Source organism: Deltaproteobacteria bacterium (genome assembly GCA_016210005.1).
In the GTDB taxonomy this organism is placed as follows: Bacteria; Desulfobacterota; Binatia; order HRBIN30; family JACQVA1; genus JACQVA1.
Genome location: JACQVA010000097.1, coordinates 39,677 through 66,397, shown reverse-complemented (window position 1 = coordinate 66,397; position 26,721 = coordinate 39,677). Strand labels below are relative to the sequence as shown.

General features: G+C 65.5%; 24 protein-coding genes and 1 pseudogene. 2 read left to right on the top strand and 23 right to left on the bottom strand.

Annotated features, from left to right (window positions below; all coding sequences use genetic code 11):
- Positions 1-71 precede the first annotated feature (71 nt).
- The 7 genes and pseudogenes from HY699_09665 to HY699_09635 all read right to left on the bottom strand — a co-directional run bounded on the left by HY699_09665 (position 72) and on the right by HY699_09635 (position 6,091).
- Complete coding sequence (locus HY699_09665) at positions 72-401, bottom strand: hypothetical protein (GenBank protein MBI4516066.1); 330 nt, start codon at positions 399-401, stop codon at positions 72-74.
- A 16-nt stretch (positions 402-417) separates the two neighbouring features.
- Positions 418-1,023, bottom strand: coding sequence for a membrane integrity-associated transporter subunit PqiC (locus HY699_09660; GenBank protein MBI4516065.1), 606 nt, complete (start codon positions 1,021-1,023; stop codon positions 418-420).
- A complete protein-coding gene (locus HY699_09655; GenBank protein ID MBI4516064.1) occupies positions 1,024-2,043 on the bottom strand; it encodes an MCE family protein in 1,020 nt (339 codons plus the stop codon).
- Between the two features lie 5 nt (positions 2,044-2,048).
- A complete protein-coding gene (locus HY699_09650) occupies positions 2,049-2,846 on the bottom strand; it encodes an ATP-binding cassette domain-containing protein (protein ID MBI4516063.1) in 798 nt (265 codons plus the stop codon).
- Positions 2,843-3,925: an MlaE family lipid ABC transporter permease subunit gene (locus HY699_09645; GenBank protein ID MBI4516062.1), complete on the bottom strand. Its 1,083-nt coding sequence runs from the start codon at positions 3,923-3,925 to the stop codon at positions 2,843-2,845. The genes HY699_09650 and HY699_09645 overlap by 4 nt, the downstream gene beginning before the upstream one ends.
- A 250-nt stretch (positions 3,926-4,175) precedes the next feature.
- Positions 4,176-4,379 (bottom strand): annotated as a pseudogene (locus tag HY699_09640) (GIY-YIG nuclease family protein).
- Positions 4,380-4,582: 203 nt separating this feature from the next.
- Positions 4,583-6,091, bottom strand: coding sequence for a DASS family sodium-coupled anion symporter (locus HY699_09635; protein ID MBI4516061.1), 1,509 nt, complete (start codon positions 6,089-6,091; stop codon positions 4,583-4,585).
- A 142-nt stretch (positions 6,092-6,233) separates the two neighbouring features.
- On the opposite strand from HY699_09635, the gene HY699_09630 reads away from it, so the two are divergent.
- Positions 6,234-7,964, top strand: a complete 1,731-nt coding sequence (locus HY699_09630) for an acyl-CoA dehydrogenase family protein (GenBank protein ID MBI4516060.1) — start codon at positions 6,234-6,236, stop codon at positions 7,962-7,964.
- 12 nt (positions 7,965-7,976) lie between these two features.
- On the opposite strand, the gene secA is transcribed toward HY699_09630, so the two are convergent.
- From secA to HY699_09565, 13 genes are all read right to left on the bottom strand, one after another.
- Positions 7,977-11,594 (bottom strand): preprotein translocase subunit SecA, encoded by a 3,618-nt coding sequence (secA, locus tag HY699_09625; GenBank protein ID MBI4516059.1) that lies wholly within the window; start codon positions 11,592-11,594, stop codon positions 7,977-7,979.
- Positions 11,595-11,696: 102 nt separating this feature from the next.
- The gene (gene gspN / locus HY699_09620; protein MBI4516058.1) at positions 11,697-12,620 is read right to left on the bottom strand and encodes a type II secretion system protein GspN; all 924 of its coding nucleotides are present in this window, start codon (positions 12,618-12,620) and stop codon (positions 11,697-11,699) included.
- Positions 12,620-13,213: a type II secretion system protein M gene (locus HY699_09615; protein MBI4516057.1), complete on the bottom strand. Its 594-nt coding sequence runs from the start codon at positions 13,211-13,213 to the stop codon at positions 12,620-12,622. The genes gspN and HY699_09615 overlap by 1 nt, the downstream gene beginning before the upstream one ends.
- The gene (pilM, locus tag HY699_09610; GenBank protein MBI4516056.1) at positions 13,214-14,731 is read right to left on the bottom strand and encodes a pilus assembly protein PilM; all 1,518 of its coding nucleotides are present in this window, start codon (positions 14,729-14,731) and stop codon (positions 13,214-13,216) included.
- 23 nt (positions 14,732-14,754) lie between these two features.
- On the bottom strand, positions 14,755-15,855 hold the full coding sequence (locus HY699_09605; protein MBI4516055.1) for a general secretion pathway protein GspK: 1,101 nt from the start codon (positions 15,853-15,855) through the stop codon (positions 14,755-14,757).
- Positions 15,855-16,634, bottom strand: a complete 780-nt coding sequence (locus HY699_09600; GenBank protein MBI4516054.1) for a prepilin-type N-terminal cleavage/methylation domain-containing protein — start codon at positions 16,632-16,634, stop codon at positions 15,855-15,857. The genes HY699_09605 and HY699_09600 overlap by 1 nt, the downstream gene beginning before the upstream one ends.
- Positions 16,603-16,989 (bottom strand): prepilin-type N-terminal cleavage/methylation domain-containing protein, encoded by a 387-nt coding sequence (locus HY699_09595; protein ID MBI4516053.1) that lies wholly within the window; start codon positions 16,987-16,989, stop codon positions 16,603-16,605. Before HY699_09595 ends, HY699_09600 begins: the two co-directional genes overlap by 32 nt.
- Complete coding sequence (locus tag HY699_09590; protein ID MBI4516052.1) at positions 16,979-17,539, bottom strand: prepilin-type N-terminal cleavage/methylation domain-containing protein; 561 nt, start codon at positions 17,537-17,539, stop codon at positions 16,979-16,981. The genes HY699_09595 and HY699_09590 overlap by 11 nt, the downstream gene beginning before the upstream one ends.
- Entirely contained in the window at positions 17,508-17,933 is a 426-nt protein-coding gene (gene gspG / locus HY699_09585; GenBank protein MBI4516051.1) for a type II secretion system major pseudopilin GspG, read from the bottom strand. Before gspG ends, HY699_09590 begins: the two co-directional genes overlap by 32 nt.
- A 56-nt stretch (positions 17,934-17,989) precedes the next feature.
- The gene (gene gspF, locus HY699_09580; protein ID MBI4516050.1) at positions 17,990-19,246 is read right to left on the bottom strand and encodes a type II secretion system inner membrane protein GspF; all 1,257 of its coding nucleotides are present in this window, start codon (positions 19,244-19,246) and stop codon (positions 17,990-17,992) included.
- A 46-nt stretch (positions 19,247-19,292) separates the two neighbouring features.
- Positions 19,293-21,005, bottom strand: a complete 1,713-nt coding sequence (gene gspE / locus HY699_09575; protein MBI4516049.1) for a type II secretion system ATPase GspE — start codon at positions 21,003-21,005, stop codon at positions 19,293-19,295.
- Between the two features lie 7 nt (positions 21,006-21,012).
- Complete coding sequence (gene gspD / locus HY699_09570; GenBank protein ID MBI4516048.1) at positions 21,013-23,742, bottom strand: type II secretion system secretin GspD; 2,730 nt, start codon at positions 23,740-23,742, stop codon at positions 21,013-21,015.
- Positions 23,743-23,774: 32 nt separating this feature from the next.
- A complete protein-coding gene (locus HY699_09565) occupies positions 23,775-24,632 on the bottom strand; it encodes a hypothetical protein (GenBank protein ID MBI4516047.1) in 858 nt (285 codons plus the stop codon).
- 217 nt (positions 24,633-24,849) lie between these two features.
- Here HY699_09565 and erpA point away from each other — a divergent pair, with 217 nt between their 5' ends.
- Complete coding sequence (gene erpA, locus HY699_09560) at positions 24,850-25,251, top strand: iron-sulfur cluster insertion protein ErpA (GenBank protein MBI4516046.1); 402 nt, start codon at positions 24,850-24,852, stop codon at positions 25,249-25,251.
- Here the strand turns inward: erpA and msrA are convergent.
- The 3 genes from msrA to HY699_09545 all read right to left on the bottom strand — a co-directional run bounded on the left by msrA (position 25,227) and on the right by HY699_09545 (position 26,661).
- On the bottom strand, positions 25,227-25,913 hold the full coding sequence (gene msrA, locus HY699_09555; GenBank protein MBI4516045.1) for a peptide-methionine (S)-S-oxide reductase MsrA: 687 nt from the start codon (positions 25,911-25,913) through the stop codon (positions 25,227-25,229). The two genes, erpA and msrA, sit on opposite strands and share 25 nt — an antisense overlap.
- A gap of 107 nt (positions 25,914-26,020) precedes the next feature.
- The gene (locus HY699_09550; protein ID MBI4516044.1) at positions 26,021-26,194 is read right to left on the bottom strand and encodes a hypothetical protein; all 174 of its coding nucleotides are present in this window, start codon (positions 26,192-26,194) and stop codon (positions 26,021-26,023) included.
- A 47-nt stretch (positions 26,195-26,241) separates the two neighbouring features.
- Positions 26,242-26,661, bottom strand: a complete 420-nt coding sequence (locus HY699_09545) for a transposase (protein MBI4516043.1) — start codon at positions 26,659-26,661, stop codon at positions 26,242-26,244.
- Between the last annotated feature and the right edge of the window lie 60 nt (positions 26,662-26,721).

Here is a 26,721-nt window from a genome sequence, read left to right as displayed (position 1 = left end):
CTCCGTGCTGGCGCCGCGGCACAACCAACCATCGCAGCTTCCCATTTGTGAGGCGCTTCGAACTTCATCGCTCAGAAGACGCCCATTTTCTGCCGATCCGGTACGCCGCCGGCAAGCCGGATACACTCGGCCTTCTTCGGCGGCGTGCGACCGCAGCGAATCGAATCCGTCATTCCCGATGTTAGCAACGCACAAGCGTTGGTGGTCGCCGATTGCAAACCTTCTGCCTCCGTTTGTCCGGTCACCGTGCGGCAAGCCGCGCGGCCGTCAAACTCGAGGCATACCGTACACTGAAACTCGCTCACCTGGAAGCTGTTGTAAATTACGATGGCAATGACTACCGGCAACAGCACCATTGCCGCCACTGTGGTCTTGCGCAGGCCTCGCCGCGGCTCTGCCATTATCGAGCTATGTCCTTCAGCGCGCGGCCTCGGTCGCCGAACGGTCGCGCTCGAGCGCAGCGATCACCCGGGCCGTAACGCCGTCGAGGATCTCCGAGTAGAGGTCGCGCAGCACCAGGATGCCGTCGGCCGGGTCGCCGCCCGGGGCCGGCCGTGTTTCGTCGATCGTCTCTTCGCCGATCACCGTGCCGTCTTCGCTGCGGCGAACGCTGAGATGGAATCCCAGTCGCACGGTGCGCGTCGGGTGTTCGTTCAGCTCGATGACTTGCACCTGCCCCTCGAGGGTGTACGGGGGTTTGGGCTTGGCTTCACGCCGGACGTTTTCAAAGCGCCGGCTCTGCTCCAGACGCTCGCTCAGACCCTGCGCCAGCATGCGCCCCGGCACCGTACTCCACTGCAAACTGCGACTGGCCCCGACTTCGACCGGCGAGCGCCGGATCACCACCCGCAGGTGGTCATAAGCCGAGACGCAGCCGAAATCGGGCACCAAGATGGCCGGCAGCTTGGGGCCGGCGAGGGCGCCTGCCGGTGCCGGCCGAATCTCGAAGTAGCGGACGCGCGGCGCGGTAATGCCGCAGCCGGTCAATACCAGCAAGCAGGCGACGGACAGTGCGCGTGACATTTACTCCTCCTCCGTCGGGCGGATCAGCAGCGAGGGGTTCTCGCGGATGGTGCGGGAGAACTCTTCGAGGTTCTCGGCGGCAGCGCGCAAGCTGTTGGAGATATGGCGCACGTCGGCGCCGGAGGCGCCGAAGACGGTGCTCAGCTCGTTCATGGTTTCGGTGAAGCTGCGGATCGCCGCGCGCACTTCCTGTGAGGTCTGATCGGCGCGCTCGCCCCCGAGCAGCGTCTCGACCGTGGCCAGGGTGCGGCGCAGCTGATCGACCGCCGCCTGGATCGAGCCGTCGGCGCGGGTGAGGGCTTCGAGATTCACCGCCACCTTGCGCGTGTCGGAAGCGACCGCGCCGATTTGCGCGCCGGCAGTGCGCACGGCGGTGGCCGCCTCGCTGAGATCGGTGAACAGGGGCTCGAGCCGCTTGCTGGCGGCGACGATCGGCGGCACCGCGCCATCGAGCCCCTCCAGTACGTTGCGCAGCTTGAGGGTGGCGACCTGGATGTTATCGAGCGACTGGCGCAGGTTGTTCAGGTTCTGGTCCTCGGTCAGGCTCAAGATGCGGCTGAGCACCTCGTCGGTCTTGGCGGCGATGTTCTCCGCCTTACCGCGCAGACTGCCGAACAGCGAGGCCCCGGCGGGAATCTCGCCGCCCGGGCTGATCAAGGGAGCGTCCGCGGTGCCGCCGGTGATTTCGACGAACATCAAGCCGGTGATGCCCGAGCCCGAGAGCACCGCGTGGGCGTTGCTGCGAATCGGGGTGCCGTGATCGAGGCTGATCTTCACTTCCACCTTGTCGATGCCGTCGGAGCGCACGCCGAATGACTCGATCCGACCGACCCGTACGCCGAGCAGCTTGACCGGGGCACCGATCTCCAGGCCTGACACGGTTTCGGCGAACAGAATGCTGTACAGGTCGCGGCGCTGCAGCAGGCTGCGGCCCGACAAGATGAGAATCGCGATCAGGAACAAGCCGCCGGCAATGGCGACGAACAATCCCAAGCGAGCGGTCTGCGCGCGGCTTCTCATACAACCTACTGCGGGGGTATCAGGCCCAGCGCTTCGGCCATGGTGGTGCCTTGGGTGACGGGTGCGGTCTCTTCACTGAAGAAGCCGTCCACCCATGAGTCGCCGAGCGCGCGCACGGCGGTCACCGTGCCGTCGGCAGCCACGCGGCCGTCGCGCAGCAAGACCACGCGGTTGGCTATCCGCTTGACGCTGGCGGGATGGTGTGTGACCACCACCAGCGCCGCTCCGATGTCATCGCGCATTTTCAGCATCAACTCGTCAATCGCCACCACCGTGGCCGGGTCCAGTCCCGAGGACGGCTCATCGCAAAAGAGCAGCCGCGGCTCGTGCACCACCGCCCGTGCCAGCGCCGCCCGTTTCTGCATACCCCCGGACAGCTCGCGCGGATAATTGCACACTGCGTCGCCCAAGCCCACCTGCGCCAGTCGGGTACGCGCCAGGCTGCGGATCATCTCCGGAGCCAGATCGCCCCGTTGCATCAGCGGCAAGGCCACGTTCTCCTCGGTCGTCAGGCTGCCCAGCAGCGCCCCATGTTGGAAAAGCATCCCCATCTGCCGCGCCACGTGCGCCCGCTGGTGCTCGTCGGCGCGCACCAGATCCACCCCCAGCACCCGAATCGAGCCGCTGACCGGCATGATCAGGCCGAGCAGTGCGCGCAGGCAGGTGGTCTTGCCACTACCGCTGCCGCCGATCAAACACACCACCTCGCCGGCATTGATCGTCAGCGTCAAGCCCTTCAGCACCCGATGTTCGCCGAACTCGACCACCACGTTGTCGGCTTCGACCAGCGGCTCGCCGCTCATGTGAACACCGTTTCGAGCGTAACGTAGATGCCGTCGACCAGAATGATCAAGAACAGCGAGGCCACCACGGCGTCGGTCGCTGCTCGCCCGACGTCTTCCGCGCCCCCGTGCAGACGCAAGCCAAAGTGGCAGCCGACGCTGACGATCACGGCGGCGAACAGCACGCTCTTGATGATGCCGGTGAGTAGGTCCCACGGATCGAGCGCGCTGACAAGTTGGGCGTAGAAGGCATCGGGGGAGAGATCGAGATAGCCGATGGCGATGATGAAGCCACCGAGTATGCCGACGATGTTGGCCAACATGGTCAGCGCCGGGACGCTGACCAGGGTCGCGAAGGCTTTGGGAACGACGAGGTAGGGAACCGGGTCGATGCCCATTACTCGCAGCGCGTCGATCTCTTCTTCCACCGCCATGGTGCCCAACTCGGCCGCCATCGCCGAGCCGCTGCGGCCGGCAATCAGGATGGCCGTAATCAGCGGCCCCAGCTCGCGCACCACCCCCAGGCCGACGAGGTTGGCGATGAAGATGTTAGCCCCGAATTGGCGCAGTTGATCGGCGGCTTGAAAGGCGGTCACCAGCCCGACCAGCAACGCCACCACCGCGACGATCGGCAGCCCCTCGTTGCCGATGGCGATGGCCTCGCGCACGAACTGCCCGCGCCGCCACGGGCCGCGGCCCACCAGCCGCAAGCCGCACCAGTAGACGGTGTCGGCCATCAGGCTGAGGAAATCGACGCACTGCGCCGCCACCTCCTCGGCGATCGCTCCCAGGTAAAGCGCGAGGGTGGTCTCTTCCTCGCGGCCTTCGCCGGACATCTGCGGCGCCGGCAGTTGCGCGAGCTCCTGCACGTGGGCGGGGCGTACTCCCCGCAAAGTGAAGCCGAGCGCGGCCTTTTGCGCGGCGTGGCGCAGGCTCAGCAGCGCGGCGGCCCCGTTCGAGCCGATTACCCCGACGCCGCTGAGATCGACCACCAGTGAACGGCCGCGGGCAATCTCCGCCCGCCCGCGCGCCAGCAACTGGGTTGCCGCGGTGAGCGCGCGCAGCTGCGTCGGCGCTTCCATCACCACTTCCTCAGCCATGGAACAAACGCGGCATGCGGCCCTTGCCTCTAGCACAGGACGACTGCGGGTTCACGCGCCGCCGCCGTCGCCTGCCCACAAGGGGTGTGCGACACATCTGTGGGTACCGTGCAGCCGACCGGGCAAATCCTCACCAGTCTGACAGTACTGTGTACTGTCAGGGGCCGAGGCCCATGGGCGAAAGGGACGCAATTTGTCATTCCCGCGAAAGCGGGAATCCACGCCACCGGCTCGCTACGACCCGCCAGCGCTACACGATCTCGTCATAGAGGTCTCGCCAGTCCGGGTTCTGAGCTTCGATCAGCTCTTCCAGGCGCGGCGCCACTTCTTCAGCTGCTTCTCCCGCACGATTGCGGGCTCTGCGCAGCCGTGCGCTTCGCTGTGAGGTCACCCCAATGTACAGCGCGCCGTTCAGTTTGCTGGCCAGGATGTAAACGCAGAACTGCTTGTCCATAGCGCCAAACGCCAAACTGGATTCCCGCTTTCGCGGGAATGACGGCCATAACACCGAACAGGATCAGGGTCGGCACCACGTTACCCACAAGTTTGTCGCGGACCCGGAGTGCAGAAGACAGAAGGCTTATAACGGATTGAGCGGATCAAGCGGATTCCGCATGAATGCCCTTGTACGCCAACGCATGCCGCCGGGCCGGCGCGCTAGCGGCCCAGTATCAATGGCCCGAGCAGGCCGAGGACGGCGATGATGGCGACGACGCCGGCGACATCGAGCAGAACGCCGTGCCTCATCATGGCGGTGAGCGGTATGCGCCCAGAGCCGTAAACAATGGCGTTGCACGGGGTCGACACCGGCAGCATGAAGCCGAGCGAGGCGCCCATGGTGGCGCCGATGGCGGGCAGCACGGGATCAATGCCAGCAGAACGGGCAAAGGCGATCACCACCGGCACGACCATGTTGGCGGAGGCGGTGTTGCTGGTGGTCTCCGACAGCACTGTCGCCAAGGCGGTCGAGAGCGCGAGCAGCCCCAGGCTGCTGCGTACGCCGAGCAGACCGGTCAAGCCCCGCCCGAGCGCGTCAGCCAGACCGGTTTGAAACGCCAGCGTACCAAGGGCAATGCCGCCACCGTATAGAAAGACAATCCACCAATCGATCTTCACGGCCTCGGCCCAACTGAGAGTGAACTCGTGCCGGCCTAGATTGATCGGCAGGATGAAGAGCAAGCCGGCACCCAATAGCGCCACCGCCCCTTCCGGCAAAGTCGCGGCCAGCTGGCGGTAGAGCGGATGCTCCTGACCGGCAATCAAGGCGACAACTCCGGGAAGCACCCAGAGCGCAACCGTAGAGCCGAAGGCAACCATGGTGTTGATTTGACCGCGAGTCCATGGACCCAGCGCCGCGCGTTCGGCTTGGATCAGCTCCGTCACCCCGCTCAGCGCCAGGTTGCCGCGCACGCCGCTGCGCCGCAGGTTGAATACCGCCCAGGCGAAGAGCACCGCCGCTACTGGGGCTGCCAGCGCCATCCAAGTGAAGAAGGGCAGAGCCATGCCGGTTTCCCGCCGGATGAAGCCGATCCCGATGAGGTTGGGAGGCGTACCCACCGGCGTGGCCAGTCCGCCGATCGAGGCGGCAAACGCATTGGACAGCAGCAGCACGGTACCGTATGCCGCCGGCAGGCGGCCGGCCTGCCGGTGCGACTCCAGAAACGCGAGCAGCGAGACCCCGATCGGGAACATCATGGCGGTGGTGGCCGTGTTGCTGATCCACATCGAGATCAAGCAGGCCACCAGCGCATAGGCGACCAGGATGCGCCCGGGCCGCTGGCCGACTCCCGGCAGCCCCAGGATGGCGAAGGCGAAGCGGCGATCGAGGCCGTGGAAGAAGATCGCCTGCGCCAGCATGAAGGTACCGATGAACAAGAAGATCAACGGATCGGCAAAAGGCGCGAAGGCGGCCGCAGCCGGCGCCACCTGCAATACCACGGCAGCGGCGACACCAATGAAGGCGGTCATGGCCATCGGGATGGCCTCGCTGACCCACAACACCACCACCGCCGCCAAGATCGCTGCCAGACGGTGCGCCGGCGCGGGCAGGTCCGGCGCCGCCAGCCAAACCGCCGCGAATACCAGCGGTGCCCCGATCAACCCGCTGCGCCGCCGCACGGTCTCGAAGCGGCTCTCCCCTGCCGTTATTACGCCCTCGCCCTGCATCCCCGGCCTGTCATCGCCGTGTTCCCCTATCTGCGGGGCACACGAATGACAACCGCCCGCTGCCAGGGTACCCTACCCCGCAATTCCTGGTATGATGCGTCGCATCAAGCGAGATCACGGACCAAAGCCGGGAGGAAAAGGCATGATCAACGATTTCTTCCACCGGGATATGCATCTGTTCATCGACCACCGGGTTGACTGGCCGCGCTATTTCCGCCTTTGCCGCGGCGAGGCGGCGAGCGTGGCCGAAGAGCTCGACACCTACAAGGCGATCATGCGCACCACCGCCACAGTCTGTGAGGATATCGCCGAAAACGCCCGCGCCCATTGGCACGAGGAGGTGCGCCTGCTCGGCGGCCAGGTGGTGGTGCCGGCGCACATCGCCGCCGGCTACGACAAGCTGCGCGCCGCCGGTCTCATCTGCTTGCCTTTGAGCCCGGATTACGGCGGCTATGGCCTGCCGCTGTTGCTCAACTGCGCTTACCTGGAAATGGTGGCGCGGGCCGATGCCAGCTTGATGACCATCGTCGGCCTGCAAGCCGGGGTTGCCGGCGACATCGAGAAGTACGGCAGCGAGGAGCTGAAACGAAGCTACCTGCCACGCTTCGCCAGCGGCGAATTGCAGGGCTCGATGGATCTGACCGAGCCCCAGGCGGGCTCGGATCTCGGCGGCATCGTGACACGGGTAAGCGCAGAAGGCGGCCGCTACTTCATCGACGGCGAGAAGATCTTCATCACCAACGGTGGCGCGGATGTACACCTGGTGCTGGCGCGTGACGCCGCGTCATTCGCGCAGTCCAAAGGCACCACCAACGGACTCAGCTTGCTGCTCTGCCCGCGAGTACTGCCTGACGGCCAGCCCAACACCGTGCGGGTGGCGCGCACGGAGACCAAGCTCGGCATCCACGGCTCGCCCACGTGCGTGGTCGAGTTCAACCACGCCCAGGCATTCCTGTTGGGCAAAGCCGGCGCCGGCTTTCGCGCGATGCTCGATCTAATGAACCAAGCCCGGCTCGGCGTTGCCGCGCAAGCCATCGGGATTGCCGAGGCGGCCTTCGGCCAGGCCCGGGCCTATGCCCTGGAACGGGTACAATTCGGCGCACCGATCATCGAGCAGCCGCTGGTCAAGTCGCTGCTCACCCTGATGGCGATCAACATCCAAGCGGCGCGCGCCCTGCTCTACCGCACCTGCGCCCTGATCGACCACACCGAGGCGATCCGCCTGTATCTGGCCTCGACTCGCAGCGCGGCCGACTCCGGCCGTGCCCGCTTGCAGGAAGAGTTCGAGCGCAACAGCCAGTTGATCCGCTTCTTCACGCCGCTGTGTAAGTACTACGCCACCGAGATCAGCAACGACGTCACCCGCAAAGGCATCCAGGTGCACGGCGGCATCGGCTACATGGCCGAGTCGCCGGCGGGCCATTACCACTCCGACTCCATCATCACCACGATCTACGAGGGCACCTCGGAGATCCAAGCCAGCTTCGCGCTCAAGGAAATGGCCAAGGGGGCGCTGCTGGCCACCCTCGACAACACGCGCGGTGAGCTGGAGTCATTGCGGGCTAGCGATCCCGATCTGGTCCAGCAGGTCTGCGCCGGCATCGACTGGATCAACACCTCGCTGCCGGCGCTGATGGGTGATCCGCAGTACGCCTTGCTCAACGCCAAGCGCGTCTGCGAGATGGTGATCGACGTGGTGGTAGCGGCCGAGTTGCTGTTGCAAGCGCGCCTAGCCGACGAGAAGCGCGAGCTGGCGGCCACCTTCATCAGCCGGCACATGTTGGCAGTCGAGATGAACGCGCGGCGCATCAGCAGCGGCGATGCCTCGCGGATCAAGAGGTACGACCGCATTCTGCAGCTGCCGGCGGCCTGAAGGCGAGCGGCCTCACGTGCCGTGACACTTCTTGTACTTCTTGCCGCTGCCGCAGGGGCAGGGATCGTTGCGGCCGACCTTGTCCTCGTGCCGCACCGCCGGCGGCTTTGACGGCTGCGGTGGGCTGCCGCCGCCGCTGGCCACCAAGCGTCCGGGCTGCGGCCGGCGCTGCTCCATGCGCGCCACGTCTTCCTGGCGCGCGATCTGGACGGTGAAGAGCTTCTCGACCACGTCGACGTCGATCTGGTGCATCATGGCCTCGAACATCTCGAAGCCTTCCTTCTGATATTCCTGCAGCGGGTTGCGTTGGCCGTAGCCGCGCAGGCCGATGCCCTCCTTGAGATGGTCCATCGACAGCAGATGGTCCTTCCACAGAGCGTCGATGGTCTGCAGCACCACCACGGTCTCGAGCTGGCGCAACACCGGCGGCGTGAAGCTGCGCTCGCGCTCTTCGTAGACCGCGCGCACGCGCTGGAGCAGCTCGGCCTCGAGCTGGGCGGCGGTGAGCGAGTGGCGGGCTTCGGGGCTGAAGCCGGGGCGGCAGGCGAACTGCTTGAAGCAGGCGTCTTCCAGCGCTTGCCAATCCCATTCCTCGGGCGCCGCCTCGCGGTCGGCGTAGAGCGCGCACAGGTTCAGGGCGGCCTCTTCGATCATCTCGGCAACGGTGTCCTTCAGCCGCTCGCCGGCAAGCACCTCGCGGCGGCGGGTATAGATGACCTCGCGCTGCTTGTTCATGACGTCGTCGTATTCGAGCAGATGTTTGCGGATGTCGAAGTTGTGGGCTTCGACCTTGCTCTGAGCGTTGGCGACGGCGCGCGTGATCAGGCGGTGCTCGATCGGCTCGCCCTCTTCCATACCCAGACGGGTCATCAGGCCCTGGATGCGCTCGGCGCCGAAGATGCGCAGGAGGTCGTCTTCCAGCGACAGATAGAAGCGCGAGGCCCCGGGGTCGCCTTGGCGCCCGGCGCGGCCGCGCAACTGGTTGTCGATGCGGCGGCTCTCATGGCGCTCGGTGCCGATGATGTACAGGCCGCCGGCAGCGATCACTTTCTCGTGCTCGTCGGCGCAAAGCGCGCGATAGCGCGTCATCGCCTCGTCGTAACGGCTGCGGAACTCCTCGGGGGCCTGGTCGATCTGCTCGCGGACGTCTTCCACCGCCTTGGTGTACTTCCGGCGCGTCGCTTCGTATTCGCGCTGGGCCTCAGCTACGGCCTGCTCGTAAGGCTGGCGGTGTTCGAGATAGGCGGCTTCGGCTTCCTTGTAAGCGCGCTCGGCGGCGGCGTAGGCGTCGCGGGCGGCCTCGAAGCCGTCGTCGTCGCCGGCAGTGCGCGTGAGCACCTTTTGCAGGGCGCGTTCGTAGTCGAGCCGCACGCGATCGAACGGGGTGCGAGCGGCGGCCACCGCGGTGGCGCCACCGGCGCCGTTGCGGCCGGCTTCGGCCAGTGCCTCGCGTAGCTCTTGCAGGTTGCGCGCGAAGCGCTGCTGGCCCTCTTCGCCGAAATGCGGTCCGGTGACGCGGTCGAAGGCCTGCAGCGACTCGCCGTAGGCGGTCACGGCTTGCTCGCCGGCCTGGGCCGCGGCGCGCTCCACGGAGGCGGATTCCAGCACCGCCGCCAGGGCGGCATCGTAGTCGCGCCGGGCACGCCAGAAGGAGGCTTCGAGGTAGCTGCGGTGGGCGGCGGTCAATTCATCGAGGGCCTTGGCCTGGGCCTGCTCGAACGGATCCCACAGGGGCTGGTACTGCTTCAAAGCCCGCTGCACGGTTTCGTCGTAACGCTCGCGCAGCTGTTGCAATGCGTCTTCGTAGCGGTGGTGGCCGTCGGGCAGCGCCGCGGTGCGCCGCACCCATTCGTTCTCCAGCTCGGCGCGGGCCAAGAACTCGGGGTTGCCGCCGAGCAGGATGTCGGTGCCGCGTCCGGCCATGTTGGTGGCGATGGTGACGGCCTTGAAGCGCCCGGCCTGGGCGATGATGTTGGCCTCGGCCTCGTGGTTGACGGCGTTGAGCACGTTGTGCTTGACGCCGTCCTTCTTCAGCAGCTTCGACAGGTGTTCGGATTTCTCCACCGACACCGTGCCGACCAGCACCGGCTGCCCGCGCTCGTAGCACTCGGCGATGTCGTCGATAACGGCGATGAACTTCTCGCGCTCGGACTTGTACACCACATCCGGGTGATCGACGCGGACCATGGCGCGATTGGGCGGCACCACAATCACATCGAGTTTGTAGATGTTTTTGAACTCGACCGCTTCGGTGTCGGCCGTACCGGTCATGCCGGCCAGCTTCTTGTACATGCGGAAGTAGTTCTGGATGGTGATGGTGGCGAGGGTTTGGTTTTCGCGCTCGATGCGCACCCCTTCCTTGGCTTCGACCGCTTGGTGCAGGCCGTCGGACCAGCGCCGGCCGGGCATCAGGCGGCCGGTGAACTCGTCGACGATGATCACCTGACCGTCCTTGACGATGTAATCGACGTCGCGCTTGAACAGGGTGTGGGCGCGCAGGCCTTGGTTGACGTGGTGGAGGACTTGGATTTGCGACGGCTCGTAGAGGTTGGCGATACCGAGCATGCGCTCGACCTTGGCGACGCCGCTTTCGGTCAGCACCACGTTGCGGCTCTTCTCGTCCACCGTGTAGTCGCCCTGGGCCTCAACCTCGGCGCGATCCTCCTGGCGCACGTCGCCGCGGACGACGGCCCCGCGCCGCAGCCGCGGGATGATGCGGTCGATGAGGTAATATTTGTCGGTCGACTCCTCAGCCGGGCCGGAGATGATCAGCGGCGTACGGGCTTCGTCGATCAGGATGTTGTCGACCTCGTCGACGATGGCGTAGTTGACCTCGCGCTGGACGTACTCGTCGAGGCTGAACTTCATGTTGTCGCGCAGGTAATCGAAGCCGAATTCGTGGTTGGTGCCGTAAGTGATATCGGCCAGGTAGGCCTCCTTGCGCTCGATCGGGCGCAAGTTCAGCATGCGGTAATCCTTGACCACGTAGTTGGGATCGAAGAGGAAGCTAGTGTCGTGCACGATCGAAGCGACGGTGAGGCCGAGGAGGTGATAGATCGGCCCCATCCACTGCACGTCGCGCCGGGCGAGGTAGTCGTTGACCGTGACCAGATGGACGCCGCGGCTGCTGAGGGCGTTGAGATAGATCGGCAGGGTGGCGACCAGGGTCTTGCCTTCGCCGGTCTTCATCTCGGCGATCTTGCCTTCGTGCAGCACCATGCCGCCGAGCAACTGGGAGTCGAAGTGGCGCAGGCCGATGCTGCGCTTCGAGGCCTCGCGCACCAGGGCGAACGCCTGCGGTAGGAGCGCAGCGAGTTCTTCGCGCTCGCGGGCGTAAATGGCTTTGTCCTGCTCCTCGATCAGGCGGCGCAAGGTCTCGGGGTCGCCGTCATTCCCCTGGGCGCCCGGCTCACCGCGCAACTGCGCCCGGAGGTCGGCCAGCCGCGCGCGCAATTCCGCGCTGGCATCCTGTACCCGAGCTTTGAACTCGGTGGTCTTCTCGCGCAGCTGCTGATCGCTGAGCGCTGCGATCTCGGGTTCGAGGGCGTTGACCTGGCGGGCGATCGGCCACAGGCGTTTGAGCTCGCGGTCGTTCTTGGTGCCGACGATTTTTTTTACCAATCCGAACATGCGCGCGTCATCCGACGTGGGTTGAGAGCCATGGACAACGCAGTATGCTGCCCGCGGCACGGGTAAAGATCAAGGTCGCGCTCGCGGCGTTGGGCCGGCGGCTCAGCGAACCTGCGGCGCGGCCAGGGTGCCCGCGAGCGTGATCGGAGCATCCGGGCGCGCGTTGGCCGGGCGTGGAATCAAGGCCAGCAGCGCCTTGATCTCGGTGGGGGTGGCGGCGCTTTGCTCGAAGGTTATCCGCAGGTTCAGCGCGCTGCTGCCGAGCGGCTCGCGAAAAGTCATCTGGCCGCTGAGCGAGACGCTCAACTGGTCACCGCTGAGGCGCACCTCTTGCAGCTCGAGGCGCTCGCCCTTGAGGTTGAGCTGGCCTTTGGCCTGGGCAAACTGCAGGTCGGGTAGTTTGATGCCGGCGATCCTGGCCCCGATCAGGCCGGGGCGGTTCACCGTCAGCTCGCCCGCTACCTGCGCCGAGCGCTGCTCCCCGCCACCGAGCTGCACGCTGAAGCTTCCAGCCACCTGTCCGCCGAGTTGGCCCTCTTCGAGGTACGCCGTCAGCGGGCGGTAGCGGCCGAGATCGAGCTGCGCGAAGTCAACTTGGCCGGCGCCGCCGTTGCTAGTGATGGTCCACTGCCCGCCGGCACTGCCGCCGTAGAGTTCGCCCTGCCAGGTCAGCCCGCTCAGCTGCCCTCGCAGCAAACCGGCCAGCAGCGGGCGCACGTCTAAGGTGGTGCACTCGAGCAAGGGCGCTGCCTCGGGTGCGGCCGCGGCCGACAGGCGCAAGCCGCGCAGCTCGTAGCCTTTGTGCCAAGCGAAACCCGCGGAGTTGAAATCCAACGCCAGCGGACTGAGGTTGAGCCGGCTGACGACTCTGCGCACCAACACGTCGTGGGGGAAGTTCACCACTAGAAAGACCAGGAAGAGCACCAGGGTGAAGAGCCCGTAGAGCACGGTGGTGCGGTTAATGGCGCCGCCGAGCCACTCGAACGAGGGCCGCGGCAGTCGCAGGCGCAGGCGCGGGAAGCGCATCAGCTGGCCCCGCCAGCGACCGGCGGTGCCGCCGCCGTGCGCGGCTTGAGCAACGACACCGTCGCAACGATATCGAAGCTGCGGGGCTCGTTGTAGCGCTTCTTGACCTGCAGCCGCGCCACCCGCAACGGCTGGTCCCCCTTCTCGATGCGATACAGCATGTTCACCATCTGCTCCAAAGTGATCGCCGACAGCTTAATCTCCACCGTCTGCTCCTGGTACTCGTCGGTGAGGTTCTTGTCGGACGGATTCATCGACTGAATGTGCTCGCGCGAGATTACTTGCGTGACGGCGCTCTGCAGGTGGGCGAAGAGCGAGAAGTTCTGGTCCGTGCGCATGAGCACGGCCTGGCTCGCCTCCATCTGCCGCAACAGCTCGAGGTAGCGCGAGCGTTGGGTTTGAATCGCGGCCATGTCCTGCTCACGGGTGGCGATGCGGCGCTGTAAGGCGGCCCGGCCGGCCACTAGCGGATCCCAGACGAAGCTGTAGAGCGAAATCACCAGCACGGAGCCGAGTGCCAGCGCCAGCAAGAAGCGCTCGCGCGGGGACAGGCGCTGGTAGAAGTTGAACATCTCCCGGGGGTCGAAGGCCATTTAACTTACCGCCTCGGAGTCTTTGGTCATGATCAGGATCAGCCGGAAGCTGACGTCTTTGCCGTCGGGCGACTGCTTGGCGTCCTTCACCTGCACGTCCTTGAACAAAGCGACGGCAGCGAGCTGCTGCTTGATGGTGTCGACGACATCGAACGATTCGGTACGCGCACGGATGCGCACCGCCTCGGGGTCGAGCGCGTACTCGTCGATGTCGAGCTTCACGCTTTCGGGCAGCGCGGCACTGACGGCGCGCAGGATATCGATGCTGGCAACGCCGGAGAGCGAAGCGATGCCACCGAGCAGTTGCATCTTTTGCTCGGCTTTGTCGATTTCGCCTTGCAGCTGCTCGCGTTCATTCACCGGCCGTTGTTCGGGCAGGGTGGCCTTGAAGACCTTGCGTACTTGGGTATCGAGAGCGGCCAGGCGGTTGAGCTGCAACTGATAGTCGGCGAAGATGTTGGCGAAGGCCAACACCACCAACACCCCCGCCAGCGCCGCCAGCCGGGCCAGGGCGCGGCGGACTTCCTGCTGCCCGCGATGGTAAGTGAACTCGCCACGCCGGAAATTGAGGCCGAGCGTGTTCGCCGGCGCCACCTCGCGCAGGGCGAGGCCGAGCGGGGCGGCACAGTTAGGCACGGCGGCGCGGTTTTCGCTGGTTACGGCCTGCAGCGGTTCGGACTCCAGCCGCCGCACCGCCAGCGCCAGCTCACGCTCGAGCAGCGGGGCAATCGCGTCCAACCAGGCCGGCTCACCCGCGAGGTAACAGGGCATCTGCTCGTCCAGCGGCGCCCCGTTGAGCACCATCAGGCTCCATCGCAGCTCGGCGGCGACGCTCTTGGCGATCTCGCCCGTGAGTTGAGCCGCCGCCGCCCCCTCGAGGTGTCCGTTGCCACCCTCGCTGTTGGCGGCACTGGCCGCGCGCACCACCGACAGGGTGCGCACACCTACCAGCTCCAGGTTGCGGTAGAGGGCGACGTTGCCAGCCTGGCCGGTGAACTCGACGAAGGCGAAAGTCGGCGGCAGATCGCGTCCGAGCACGCGCAGCACGTTGAGCGCCGACAGCGGCGCGAAGTCGACCACCTTGGGATCGATGCCCGCCGCCTGCAACAGCGCCAAGTGGGCTTCGAGGTCGGGCTTTTGCACCATCCCGGCCAGCACGGTGGTGCCGGCGCGGTCGCGGTGGAGCACCTGATAGTCCACGACCACTTCGTCGAGGCCGAAGGGCACCTGGGTTTCGAGCTCGAACGGAATGGTCTGGTTCAGTCGCTTGCGATCACGAAACGGCAGGAAGAACACCCGATGCGAGACCAGGCGGCCCGGCAGGGTGGAGACCACCGTATCGCCCTTCAACTCGTGACGCTCGAGGAAGCGCTTGAGCTGCTCCGGCAGCGATCCGCCGTCGGCGCGCAACACGTCGTGGTAAAGCCCGGCGATGCGATAATCGCGAAAGCTGGTTTCCAGGACCGCCGCTTTGACCTCGGCGTCCTCGATATCGAGCGCTAAAATTCTTTGCGGCATGGCCGCCTAATCCTTCTTTCCCCTCACCGTTGGGTGAGAGTGTCGTCCTGCCCGTTATTCTCGCCCTGGGGGCGCACGAGCAGTTCGGCGCCCCCCCTCTTCTGCCAATCAAGTGGGGTCAAAGTCCAGCGCGGCATGTCGGGGGGGGCATTGGCAGCGACCCCGGGCTTGCGGCGGCGATTGACCAGCGCCACCACGGTTTGCCCGACCCCACCCGAGCGTTGCCCGGTCGGGTCGGCGCTGACCATAGCACTGGAATAGATCCGAAAGTACCAACTTCGCGTGCAGAACAGCTGACCCACCTGTGCCTGGTGCTCGACCCCCTGCAAGATACCGTTAACGTCGGCCGGAGTCAGCGGCTCCTCGCCTTCGCGTTGCTGCACGATTTGGTCGACCCGGGCGGAGTCATTTATCACCGCGGCCAAGACCTCGACCGGGGCGGTATTCACATTGATGCAGCTCTGCGGTATCGCCGCGGCGGCGCCCCCGCCTGTGGTCAGGGCCGGCAACGCGGTGAGGAACTTGCTGAGCTTGGTCAGCTTGTTCCCGCCGATGCCGAAAGTGCCGGCGAAATCCTCCAGCGAGCGGAAATCCTCCACCACCGCCACCGGCTGCTGCGCGCCGCCGGGTTTACGCGGCTGATCCTGCACGCCCCAGTAGTCGAGCAGGCGATCGGGGATTTGCACGTCGATTTCGTTGGCCTCGAACAGCCGGCGCAAGGCGTCGCGCACGAAGGCGTCTTGGCTGAGGTTGGGCTGGCCGGAGCGGGGCGGCGGGGTGCCGGCACGCGGGCGGGTGCGGTTGACGTTGATCTTGCCGCCCTCATCGACCACCTGCACGCGCAGGCGTTGGTCCGAGTCGAGGTTGACCACAGCCGCGATATCCGGGTTGGCCCAGTCCTCGAAGTACCAATCGGCTTGGGGGTCGTCGCTGTCGCGCGCCAGCACCGCCTGGCCCAGATTGATGCCCGAGCGCGCCAGCATCGAGGCCTGCATGGCGCTGAGCGAATTGCGCACCAGCTGCTGGTCCACCAGCACGGAATAGCTGAATTCCACCACCGTGATCACCAGCAGTGTTACCACCAACAGGGTAATCACCAGGGCGATGCCGCGCTCGTTGCTCATTACGGGCCACCGCGCCGGGAGGGCGCCACCGTCGGAGTCGGGATGCTGGCGGCCGCCAGCACGAGATCCACCACGGTCGAGAAGTCGTGCACCGCACCGTTGCTGTCGCTCAAGTAGAGCGCCACCTCGGTGGCGGCGGGCAGGCGATTGAGCTGTTCCTTCTCGGTGGAGTCCCACTGCGAGACCCACTCCTCGGTGATGGGATCGAGGTGGCGAAAGCGCAGGCCAACGACGCAGAAGCGGCCTTCGGTGCAGTCGGCCGGGTCCAGGAGATAGATAGCCGTAGCTTTGGGGGTGGGCAGCGCCTCGAGCGTGTCGCCGGCGAGGTCCTCTTCGCCCTCGGGCAACTCGGTCATGAGCGGCACCTCGTCCCGGCGCAGCACGAAGGCTTTACTGCCTTCGCCCAGGGGATCGAGTGAGTAGGTCACCGTCGCCCGTCCACTCTGCAAGGCGATCGGCCGCAGGCCGCTGTGCGTGCGCCGGCTGAACTGCACAGCGTCGACCGGCGGCCGCTCGCCGTGGCTGAGGCCGTGAAAAGCAAGGTCCCCGCGCGGCCTCGGGGGCAACGCGGCCTCGAGGTCGTCGGCGATTCGCAGCACCGCCTCGCGACCGGCGGCGTACAACTCGGCGCGATCCTCGGCGTAGGCCTTAGTGTAGAGCGCCCGCGAGAGCGCCCCGTAGACGGTGAGCAAGATGATGCCGAGGATGGTCATGGCGACCAGCACCTCGAGCAACGTAAAGCCCGCTTCAGCGTGCGGCTTCGGGTTCCCGGTGAACATAGTACAGCAAGTCTGCGCCCTGCCGCGCACCCTCGCCCCACATGACGTGGAGTCGGACCTCGCGTAACTCCTCGAAGGTGGTCGCACTCACATCCCGTTCCCAGCGAAAACCCGGGAAACCGTCGAACTCGCCGGTGGCGGTGCCGAGCTCGGAGAACTCCGGATAGAGCTCGACGCGGGCCACCAACTCGCGCATCAGCAGGGTAGCCGTGGTAACGTTCTGGCCACGCCCCACTAGGGCCAAGTTGCGATTCTGCAGTGCCAGCAACGAGGTGAAGGCAACGGCAATGATCACCACAGCGACCAGCACCTCGATGAGGGTAAAACCCCGGCCGCCGCGCGGCCTAGGCGCCATAATCCACCTCCTGGTAGCCCGGGCTGAGGAAGAGCCGGCCGGTGAGCGGGTTGACCCAGAGGGTGAAGGCATCGGTGCCGTTGTCGATGTGGATCACGGTCAGGTCGATGGTGCCGTCGGGATAGAAGTTGGTCAACCACTGCCCTTCTTGGACCTTGCCGACGCTCTCGGGGAGGACGATGTCGCTGATGCCGACGGGCGACTCCAGGCTGACGCCGCGGGCAAGTGGACCGCCTGCCCGCAGCGGTGCGCTGCTCTCGCCTCCCGGATCACTAACGGTGACCCAGTAGCGTTCGCGGTTGAGATCGTAGCGCAGTTGGCAAATCTGACCGGTCAGAATCGCCTCGCTGCGCAAGAAGCGGAAGGTATTGGTCAAGCGGCGCGCCTGGGCTCCCAGCTCGGCACGCGAGACGCTGCGCAGGCGTGGGATAGTGAGCGCCAGCACGATCGAGATGATGAGCAGGACCAGCGCGACCTCGATGAGGGTGAAGCCGGCCGCGCGCCGGCGCGGCCGATCGTCAATCGAGCGCTCGGCTATCGATGTCGGCATTCTTGCCTTCGCCGCCCTCTTGGCCATCGGCGCCGTAGGACTTAATGATGATGTCCTGGCCGTTGCTAAAGTAAGCGTAGCGGTTGTCCCAGGGATCGTGGGGCACCTTATCGAGGTAGCCCTCGGGGCTATACTTGCGGCAATTGCTGCCGCCGCCGCGGGCCACCAGCGCCTCCAAGCCCTCGCCGGTGCTGGGGTAGCGGCCGCAGTCGAGCTTGAACAAGTGCAGCGCCTCTTCGATGCCCTTGACGTCGGCCTTGGCTTTGACGACGCGGGCGTCGTCGGTGCGGCCCATGATCTTAGGGCCGACAAGGGCGACGAGCAGCCCGAGGATAAACACCACCACCATGATCTCGATCAGCGTGAATCCGGATTGGCCCTGCACGCGCGTCATGTGAAACCGTCCTCCTTGTGGCACGGATTTGAGCGTAACACCGCCCCCAGGGCAGTTCAACGAACCAGCTGGTTGAGTTCGAAGATCGGCACCAGGATTGCCAGCACGATGAATAAGACGACGCCGCCCATCACAATAATCATCATCGGCTCCAAAATACTGGTGAGGGCGCTGACGCTGGCCTCGACGTCGTTGTCGTAGGCATCGGCGGCGCGCGAGAGCATTTCCTCGAGCTCGCCGCTGCGCTCGCCGACGGCGATCATGTGCAGCAGCAGCGGCGGGAACAAGCCGCTCTTGCGCAGCGGCGGCTCGATGCTTTGGCCCTCGCGGATGCTGTTGCGGGCGTTATCTATGGCGTCACTCAGCACCAGATTGCCGACGACGTTCTTGACGATGTCGAGCGAGGTCAGCAGGGCGATGCCGCTGCGCAAGAGCGTGCAGAGCGTGCGCGCGAAGCGCGCCAGCGCCACCTTCTTGAGCAGCTTGCCGAAGTACGGGATACGCAAGGTGTAGGCATCATAGCGCCGGCGCCCTTCCGGGGTGCGGATGGAGACGCGCACCGAGATGACGGCGGCGACCGCCGTGCCCACGATCGCCCACCAGTACTCGGCGCAGAAGCCGCTGATGGCCAGCAAGATCGTCGTCATCACCGGCAGCGCCTGCTTGTTCTCCTCGAAGATGCGGGTGATGCGCGGAACGACATAGGAGATGAGGAACAGCAGAATCGAGCTGCCGAGCACGCCCATCAAGACCGGATAAGTGAGCGCGCTGCGCACTTTGGCGCGCAGCCGCGCCGCGCTCTCGGTGTACTCGGCCAGCCGCATCAGCACGACGTCGAGAGCACCGCTGGCCTCACCGGCGCGCACCATGTTGACGTAGAGATCGGAAAATACGCGCGGATGCTCGCGCAGGGCCTCGGCCAGAGCCCGGCCCTCGACCACTTGCTCGCGCACCCGCGACAGCGTGCGCTTGAGCCGGGCGCTGTCGATCTGCTCGATCAACGCGGTCAGGCACTCGACCAGCGGCAGGCCGGCACCCACCAGGGTCGACAGCTGGCGGGTCATCAGGGCTAGGTCCTGCGGCGAGACCCGCTCGAAGAGCTGCCCGAGCCCGAGATTCAGTTGGAAGCGGCTGGCGGCACTCGGCGTGGCGGTCTTGGTCGTGACTCGGCCGGTGCGATCTTCAGCCAGGTCGGTGGGAAAAACGCCGGTGCGGCGCAGCTTGAGCCGGGCCGCCTTGGGGCTCTCGGCGTCAACGATGCCGTTGACGGCCTTGCCTTCGTTGGTGAGGCCCTTGTAGGCGTAAACCGGCATGTCTGTTTGCTAGCGACGCGTCGCGCCGGCATTCATTCTATCCGCGTTACACCAGGTCCTCTTGCGTGACGCGGAGGATCTCTTCGATCGTCGTGATTCCGTTGATCACCTTGTCCGCCCCGTCCTGGCGCAAGGTGTCCATGCCCTTGCCCGTGGCTTCGCGACGGATGGTGGCGGCATCGGCGTTCTTCATGATCAGGTTGCGGATCTCGTCGTCAACCACCAGCAGTTCGTGGATGCCGGTGCGCCCGCGGTAGCCGGTCTGCTTGCAAGCGGCACAGCCGGAGCCGGTACGATACATGGTGCGGCCGGCGGCGCGGTCGGGGCGGATACCGAGCTCGCGCAACTCCTCGACCGCGGGAACGTAAGGCACGCGGCAGTCGGGGCAGACGCGGCGCACCAAGCGCTGAGCCATCACCGCAATCACCGACGACGAAACCAGGAACGGCTCGATGCCCATGTCGAGCAAGCGGGTCATGGCACCGAAGGAGTCGTTGGTGTGCAGCGTGGAGAAGACCAGATGGCCGGTGAGCGCCGCTTGAATGGCGATTTCAGCCGTCTCCACGTCGCGGATTTCACCGACCATGATGACGTCCGGGTCCTGGCGCAGAACCGAGCGCAGACCGCTGGCGAACGTCAGCTCGATCTTGGGATTGACCTGAATCTGCCCGACCCCGTGCAGCTGGTACTCGATCGGGTCCTCGATGGTGATGATGTTCTTGTCGGTGGTGTTGATTTTGGATAGCGCGGCATAGAGCGTGGTGGTCTTGCCGCTACCGGTCGGCCCGGTGACCAGGATGATGCCGTGGGTCTGCCGTATCAGCTTATCGACCAGGTCATGCTTGTTGCCGATCAAGCCGAGGTCTTCGAGTTGCAACAGTGTGCTGGCGCGATCGAGCAAGCGCATCACCACGCGCTCGCCGAAGGCGGTGGGTACGATCGAGACACGGATATCGACGTCCTTGCCCGCCAGGCGGATGCGAATGCGCCCGTCTTGCGGCAGCCGCTTTTCGGCGATGTTGAGCCCGGCCATGATCTTGACGCGCGAGGTGATGATGGGCTGGAAGCGCTTCGGCGGCGAAAGGATGTCATAGAGGATGCCATCGATGCGGAAGCGCACCGCCAGATCGCGCTCGAAGGGCTCGATGTGAATATCGCTGGCGCGATCCTTGACCGCCTGAAACAGCAACGAGTTAACCAACCGGATGATGGGGGCTTCTTCGTCGGCTTCGAGGAGGTCGCGCGGTTCGTGTTCGAGTTCGGTGGCGAGCAGGTCGAGGCGTTCGCCTTCGAGGCCTTCCATAAGCTCCGAGGCGGAACCCGAGGCCTGGTCGTAGGCGCGGTTGATGGCCGCCTCTACTACCGGAGCGGGCACCACCAGCACGCGCACCGGGTGGCGCAACAGCAGCCGCACATCGTCGATCGGCCCGAAGTTACCGGGGTCGGCGCTGGCGACAGTCAGCCAATCGCCGTCGACACCGATCGGCAGCAGCTGGTAGCGCTTGGCGAAGTTGATCGGCAGAGCACTGATGAGCTTGACGGTCTCGGGATTGTCGGGCAGGCGGTCGGCAAACGGCAGGCCGTAGTGTTCGGCCAGGGCATGAGCCCAGGTGCGGCTATCGATGGCGCCCATTTCCTGGAGCACGTCGCCGAGGCCGCGGCCGTCGCGTTGGCGTTCGCGCGCCTTGTCAAGCGTAGCGGCGGAGACGCCGCCGTGCTCGATGAGAAAGGCCTCCAGCGACCTGGTTGCGACAGCCATGGGGTGTTTAATGCGCCGCGGTCCACGAGTGCGCGTTGCGCGCCGAGGCGTCACTCGCGAGATCGCGCCAGTGTAGCAGCTCGCGCGGCTCGCCGCTCACCCGCAGGCCTTCGGGGTAAACCACCAATGCCTCCTCCTGGGTGGTAAAGGTATCGAGGCAGTGGAAGAAGGCGGTGTAGGTGTCGCTCTCAAAGCGGACGTCCTGGCCCCGGACGAACAGGCCACGCAGCTCCGAGTCCTCCGGCAGCGCCAGCGGCACCAAGCCATTAGCAGCGGCCAGACTTGCCGGTGCCTTTCCGTGTTCCCAGAAGCTCGCCAGCAGCGCGTAGCGAGGCGGCTCCACGGCGGCGCCGTTGAGCGGCGGGGTGGAGCCCGCCGCGGGCGGCTGCCCATTGGAGTTGGAGCCGTTCTCGTCGCTCTTCTCGCCGCCCTTTGCCGGCGGCGGCAGGGTCTCCCACGAGGGCCGGTCGAGCACTTCGGTGCGCTTGTTCGGGATGCGCTGCTCTTCCATGAATGCTTTCAAGCGATCGCGCTGTTCGAGCGACAGGCGGCGCTGGTCTTCTTCGCTGCGCACGATATGCGGCGTCAGGAATATGAGCAGGTTGATCTTCTCGCGGCGCGAGCTGGTGTTGCGCATGAGATTGCCCAAGACGGGAATATCGCCGAGGAACGGCACCCGACTGTGGCTGTTGTCCATGTCGTCGGAGATCAGGCCGCCGATCACCACGGTCTGGTTGTCGCGCGCCACCACCGTCGTGGTTGCCGAGCGAATCGTGGTGGTGGGCCCAAGGGCGATGGCCTGGGCATCCGAGGCCGACGGCACCACCGCCGAGACTTCCTGGAAGAGGTCGAGCCGCACCGTGCCACCCTCGGAGATCTGCGGCGTGATCCGCAGCGTTATGCCGACATCGCGCCGCTCGATGGTATTGAACTGGTTGGCTAGGTTGGTCTCACTGGTCGAGCGGCTGGCGACAAAGGGTAAGTTCTGGCCGACGACGATCTCGGCCTCTTGGTTGTCGGTGGTGAGCAGGTTGGGAGCCGACAGGATGTTCACGTCGCTATCGTTTTGCAGCGCGGTGAACAAAGCGACCTGCGCCGGGACCGTACTGCCGTCGGGCAAGCGCACCGTCTGATTGCTGGCCGCGGCCAGGATCAGACCATCGAGCCCGGCCGGGCTGGTGAGCATTTGGTTGAGGTTACCGCTGAGGTTGATACGGCCGAGGCCGACGCCTTTGGCGAGTCCGGCGCCGCCCTGGAAATCGAAGCCGAGGTCCCGCGCTTTATTCAAGCGCACCTCCAGAATGATGGCTTCGACGTATACCTGGCGCCGGCGCACATCGAGCTTCTCAATAACTTCCTTGATCGTCTCGTAGTCCTGTGGCGAGGCGTTGACGATCAAGGCGTTGGTGGCCGGGTCGGCCGTAATGCGCACGCCGTCAGCTTCTGCGCTGCCGGCACCGCCGATGCCGCCCGCGGCCCCAGAGCCCGCGGCTGCCCCGCCGAAGCCAGTTGCAGCGCTCAGGCCGGCACGGGAGCCCGAGCGGCCGCCGCGGCTGCCGCCGCGCAGCGAGCCGGCAGCGAAGCCACCGCCCATTCCGCCGCCGCCATCGAAGCCATCGCCGAAGCCCCCGCCAAAACCACCTCCCCCGCCGCCGATGCCGGTGCGGCCTGTTCGTCCGCCCCGAATGCCGCCCGCTGCTCCGAGCATCCCACGCGAGCGCAGTCCCGCACCCATGCCTCCCATACCGCCACCGCCACCGCTGCCGATCAGATCGGCGAGTACAGCGACGAGTTCGAAAGCGTTGGCGTACTTGAGGTAGTAGACGTGAATGCGCCCGGTCCCGAGCGGCAACGGCACGTCCAGCCGCGTTACGAGGTCCTTGATCCGGCGCATTTCCAGCGGGCCGGCCAAGACGATCAGCGTGTTGGTGCGCTCGTCCGGAATGATCTTGAAGGAGCGCTGCGGCGTGACCCCGCCGGTAACCGCCCCGCCAGCCGCAGCCGGGGCGCCGCCGCGGGCGGCCCGAGATGCGGCCGGCGGCGGCATGGCGCCTGCTTGCGGGGATTGCCCCTCCTCGAGTACCTGCGCCAGCGTGGCGGCAATCTCGGTGGCAAAAGCGTAGTTGAGCCGCAACACCTCGATCCCACGCTCGCGCCCCTCGACGTCGAGTTCGATCAGGATGCGCAGTAGGCGGGCGGAGTTGGCAGCGGTGTCGATGAGGATCAATGAGTTCGTCGGAGCGTAGGCAGCCAGCAGGCCATCGGGCGACACCATGGGCTGCATGATGCTCACCATGTTGTTGGCATCGACGTGTTCGAGCGGTATCAGGCGCGTGATGAACTCATCGCTGGGTGAGACACCGCCCTTCGGCACGATGGTCCGCAAGGTCGAGGTCTTCGCCTCTTTGGTCGGCAGGATCTTGATCACCGTTCCGCTCGGCACTGTGGTGAATCCCTTCACCTGCAACACCGACTGGAACACCAAATAGGCCTCGTCCACGCTGATTTTCGAGGGCGAAATGATCGTGATCTTGCCCTTGACCTTCTCGTCCACGATGAAGTTCTTGTGGGTGATGTCGCTGATGAACTTCACCAGGACGGCGAGATCGACGTCCTGAAAGTCCATCGTTATTTGCTTCTCATCGCCCTCCGCCTCGGCCTCTTGAGCACGGCTGCCCGCGGGCAGGCTCCACAACAGGCCCATCACCACGGCTAGGACAATGACGGGACGACGCATTAGGGGCATAGTTCCTCGCATGGACGAGTCTGCTACCTGAACTGGTAGCTCAGGGTCTTGGGCTCTTTATTGCGCACGAGGTCGACCGTCACTTCCCGTTCGTTGCGCAGTTCCTGGAACAACCCCATCGCCCGGCCGGGATCGTTGATCTCGATACCGTTGATCCGCTGCAGGATGTCGCCGTTCTTGAGCCCGATCTTGTCGAACAGACTGTCTTGGCGGATGGCGAACAGGCGGAAACCGGTGGAACGGCCGCCCTCGAAGTGCGGCACGGCGCGGACTTGGGTGAAGAGCTGGCTCATGTTTTCCAGCGCGCTGTCGACCTCACTACGATCGATGGCGTACTGGTTCTCACCGACCAGCTGGATGCGATCGTCCCCAGGCCTGGAACCGGCGCCCGCTCCGGGTGCAGGGGCAGCGGGCCCCCCGTGCCCGACGGCCGAGGCGACCAGGCTTGCATGCTTGCGGGCGTCGGGGGTGATCTGCAGGATCTCCTCTCGCCCGTCGCGGGTCAGGATCACTCGTTCCCATTCCACACTGCTGACGGTGGCGTCTTGGATCGTGTCGCCGACTTTATAGAGCTTTTGCTGGTGGGTGTTGAGGTCCTCGATCACGCACGAGGAATTGCCGCCGGCGTGGATCGCCACTCCCCACAAGCGAACCTTCAGCTCGGTTATCGGTGGCGGGCCCTTGGGAACCTCGGGCGCAGGCTTGGTGGAGTTGAAGATATCGCGGGTGCTGATGAGGGCATAATACGAGTTGGGCTTGCGCCCCTCGCGCGCCAACGGCGGTGGGGCATCGCTGATATGCACGGCCGGTGCCGGGATGAGGCGGGAGGCGATCGCCGTCCCAACCACCGCTGACCCCGCATACGCGATCGCCGCCAGCACTACGAGGTTGGCAAGAACGAGGTATCGGGGTGAGATCGTCATGATTGGCCGCGTTGCGCCTGTATAAGCCAAACCCGGCAGTCAATTCAAGCAAGCGCGTTTCGCGTCCAACATCGCCTTGACACAGCGGAATCTCGCGGCTACGGTCTGTGGACGAACGACGCTGTTGAATCTTCACCCGTGGCCGCGCACGAAGGATCAGCCAAAGGATCAGCTTATGGAGCATGCCGCACCGCCTGAAGCCGCCAGCGCCAGCGCGCCGGTTACCCTGACCGAGCGAGCCGTGGCGATGGTGAGAGAGGCCATCGCCCGCGAAGGCCTCGCACAGGACTACGCCCTTCGGGTCGCCGTGGTCGGCGGCGGCTGCTCCGGCTTTCAGTACTCGCTCAACTTCGATAACGCGCCCAAGCCCGACGACCAGGTGATCGACCAGGATGGCGTGCGCATGCTGGTGGACGCGACGAGCGTCCCCTACCTCGCCGGCATCACCATCGATTACGTCAGCGGCCTGCATGGGGCCGGGTTCAAGTTCGTGAACCCGAACGCCACGCGCACTTGCGGCTGTGGCTCGTCGTTCTCCGTGTCGCAAGAAGCTCAGGCCTCACCGGCCGAGCACTGACGTTTCGCCTGCCCCGCCACTCCGGCTCCGATCGGGCAAGTGACTCCGGTACCGCCGAGGCCGCAGTAGCCGGCCGGATTCTTGGCCAGATACTGCTGGTGGTACGCCTCGGCGTAGTAGAACTCGGGCACCGGCAGGATCTCCGTCGTGATCCGCCCGTAACCAGCGGCGCTCAGCCTGCGCTGGTACGCGTCACGTGAGGCTTGCGCCGCTTCTCGCTGTGCCCCGTCGTAGTAGTAGATCCCCGAGCGATACTGGGTGCCGACATCGTTGCCCTGGCGCATCCCCTGCGTCGGGTCGTGGCTCTCCCAGAAGACCTTCAGCAACGTCAGGTAATCGACCACAGCCGGGTCGAAAACGATCCGCACCACTTCGTTATGGCCGGTGAAACCTGTGCACACCTCCCGATAGGTCGGATTGGGAGTGTAGCCACCGGCATAACCGACAGCGGTCGTGTACACACCCGCAACCGTCCAGAACTTGTGCTCGGCGCCCCAGAAGCAGCCCATGCCGAACAACGCCAGCGCGCTGCCCTCGGGAAACGGCGGCTCGAGGCGCGCACCGGTAACGAAATGAGTCGCCGGCACCGGCATCCGGGCCGTGCGGCCCGGATGCGCCTCTTCCGGCGCCGGCATCCTCGGCTGGTGGAAGTCGCTCCGCATTCGGTTCATTTTGGTTCTCTGCGTCCGACACCTTAGCCCGTTTCAGCGTTGGTACCAGCCAGAATCAAGCTACCCTATCCGAAGGTAGCCCACAGCTGGGCGAGCCGTTACTGGCTGGACTTCTCTCGCTGCCAGTCCTGTTTCTGCTTTCGCGGCGTCCGATAGGCAGCGATGCGCCGATCCAATTCCCGCTTCGGCACCGCTATCAGCCGCTTCAGCAGAGCCTCGAATCGCTGAAACGTAACCGGCTCGCTCGAATGGCCTTGCTCCTCGCCTGCCATGCACCCCCCTTTTCCTAACGCGATCCTGCGGCCGCGCCCGCGGCCGGCTAACCCTCGGCGCCGGCGGCACCGCCCAATTCCAGCGCTAACCACAGCCGCCGCAACATGAACCACGCGGTCTTCTGGCTCACCCCCAGCACTCGCTGGACCTGCCGCGAGCTGATGCGCGTTCTACCGTTGGCCAGCATCCAGATCACTGCCAGCCACTTGTTCAGCCCGACGGCGCTGTCCTCGAAGATTGTCCCAACGCGGACGGAGAACTGCCGCTTCTCATGCTTGGTGGCGCATTCCCACAGGCAACGCGTGGCTATGAAGCGTACCCGCTTACCGCCGCACTGCGGGCAGGTCACGCCCCCCGGCCAGCGAACCTTTGCCACCATACGCGCGCACGCCTGCGGATCGGCGAAGTAGCGCAGCGCTCGGGCCAGGTCTTGTGGCTGACTACCAGTGCCCACCATCTCCGGCATACCCGCGCCTCGCTCGTTCTGAGAATACTACGTCAGTATGTTCCGACTTACTGAGTCAAC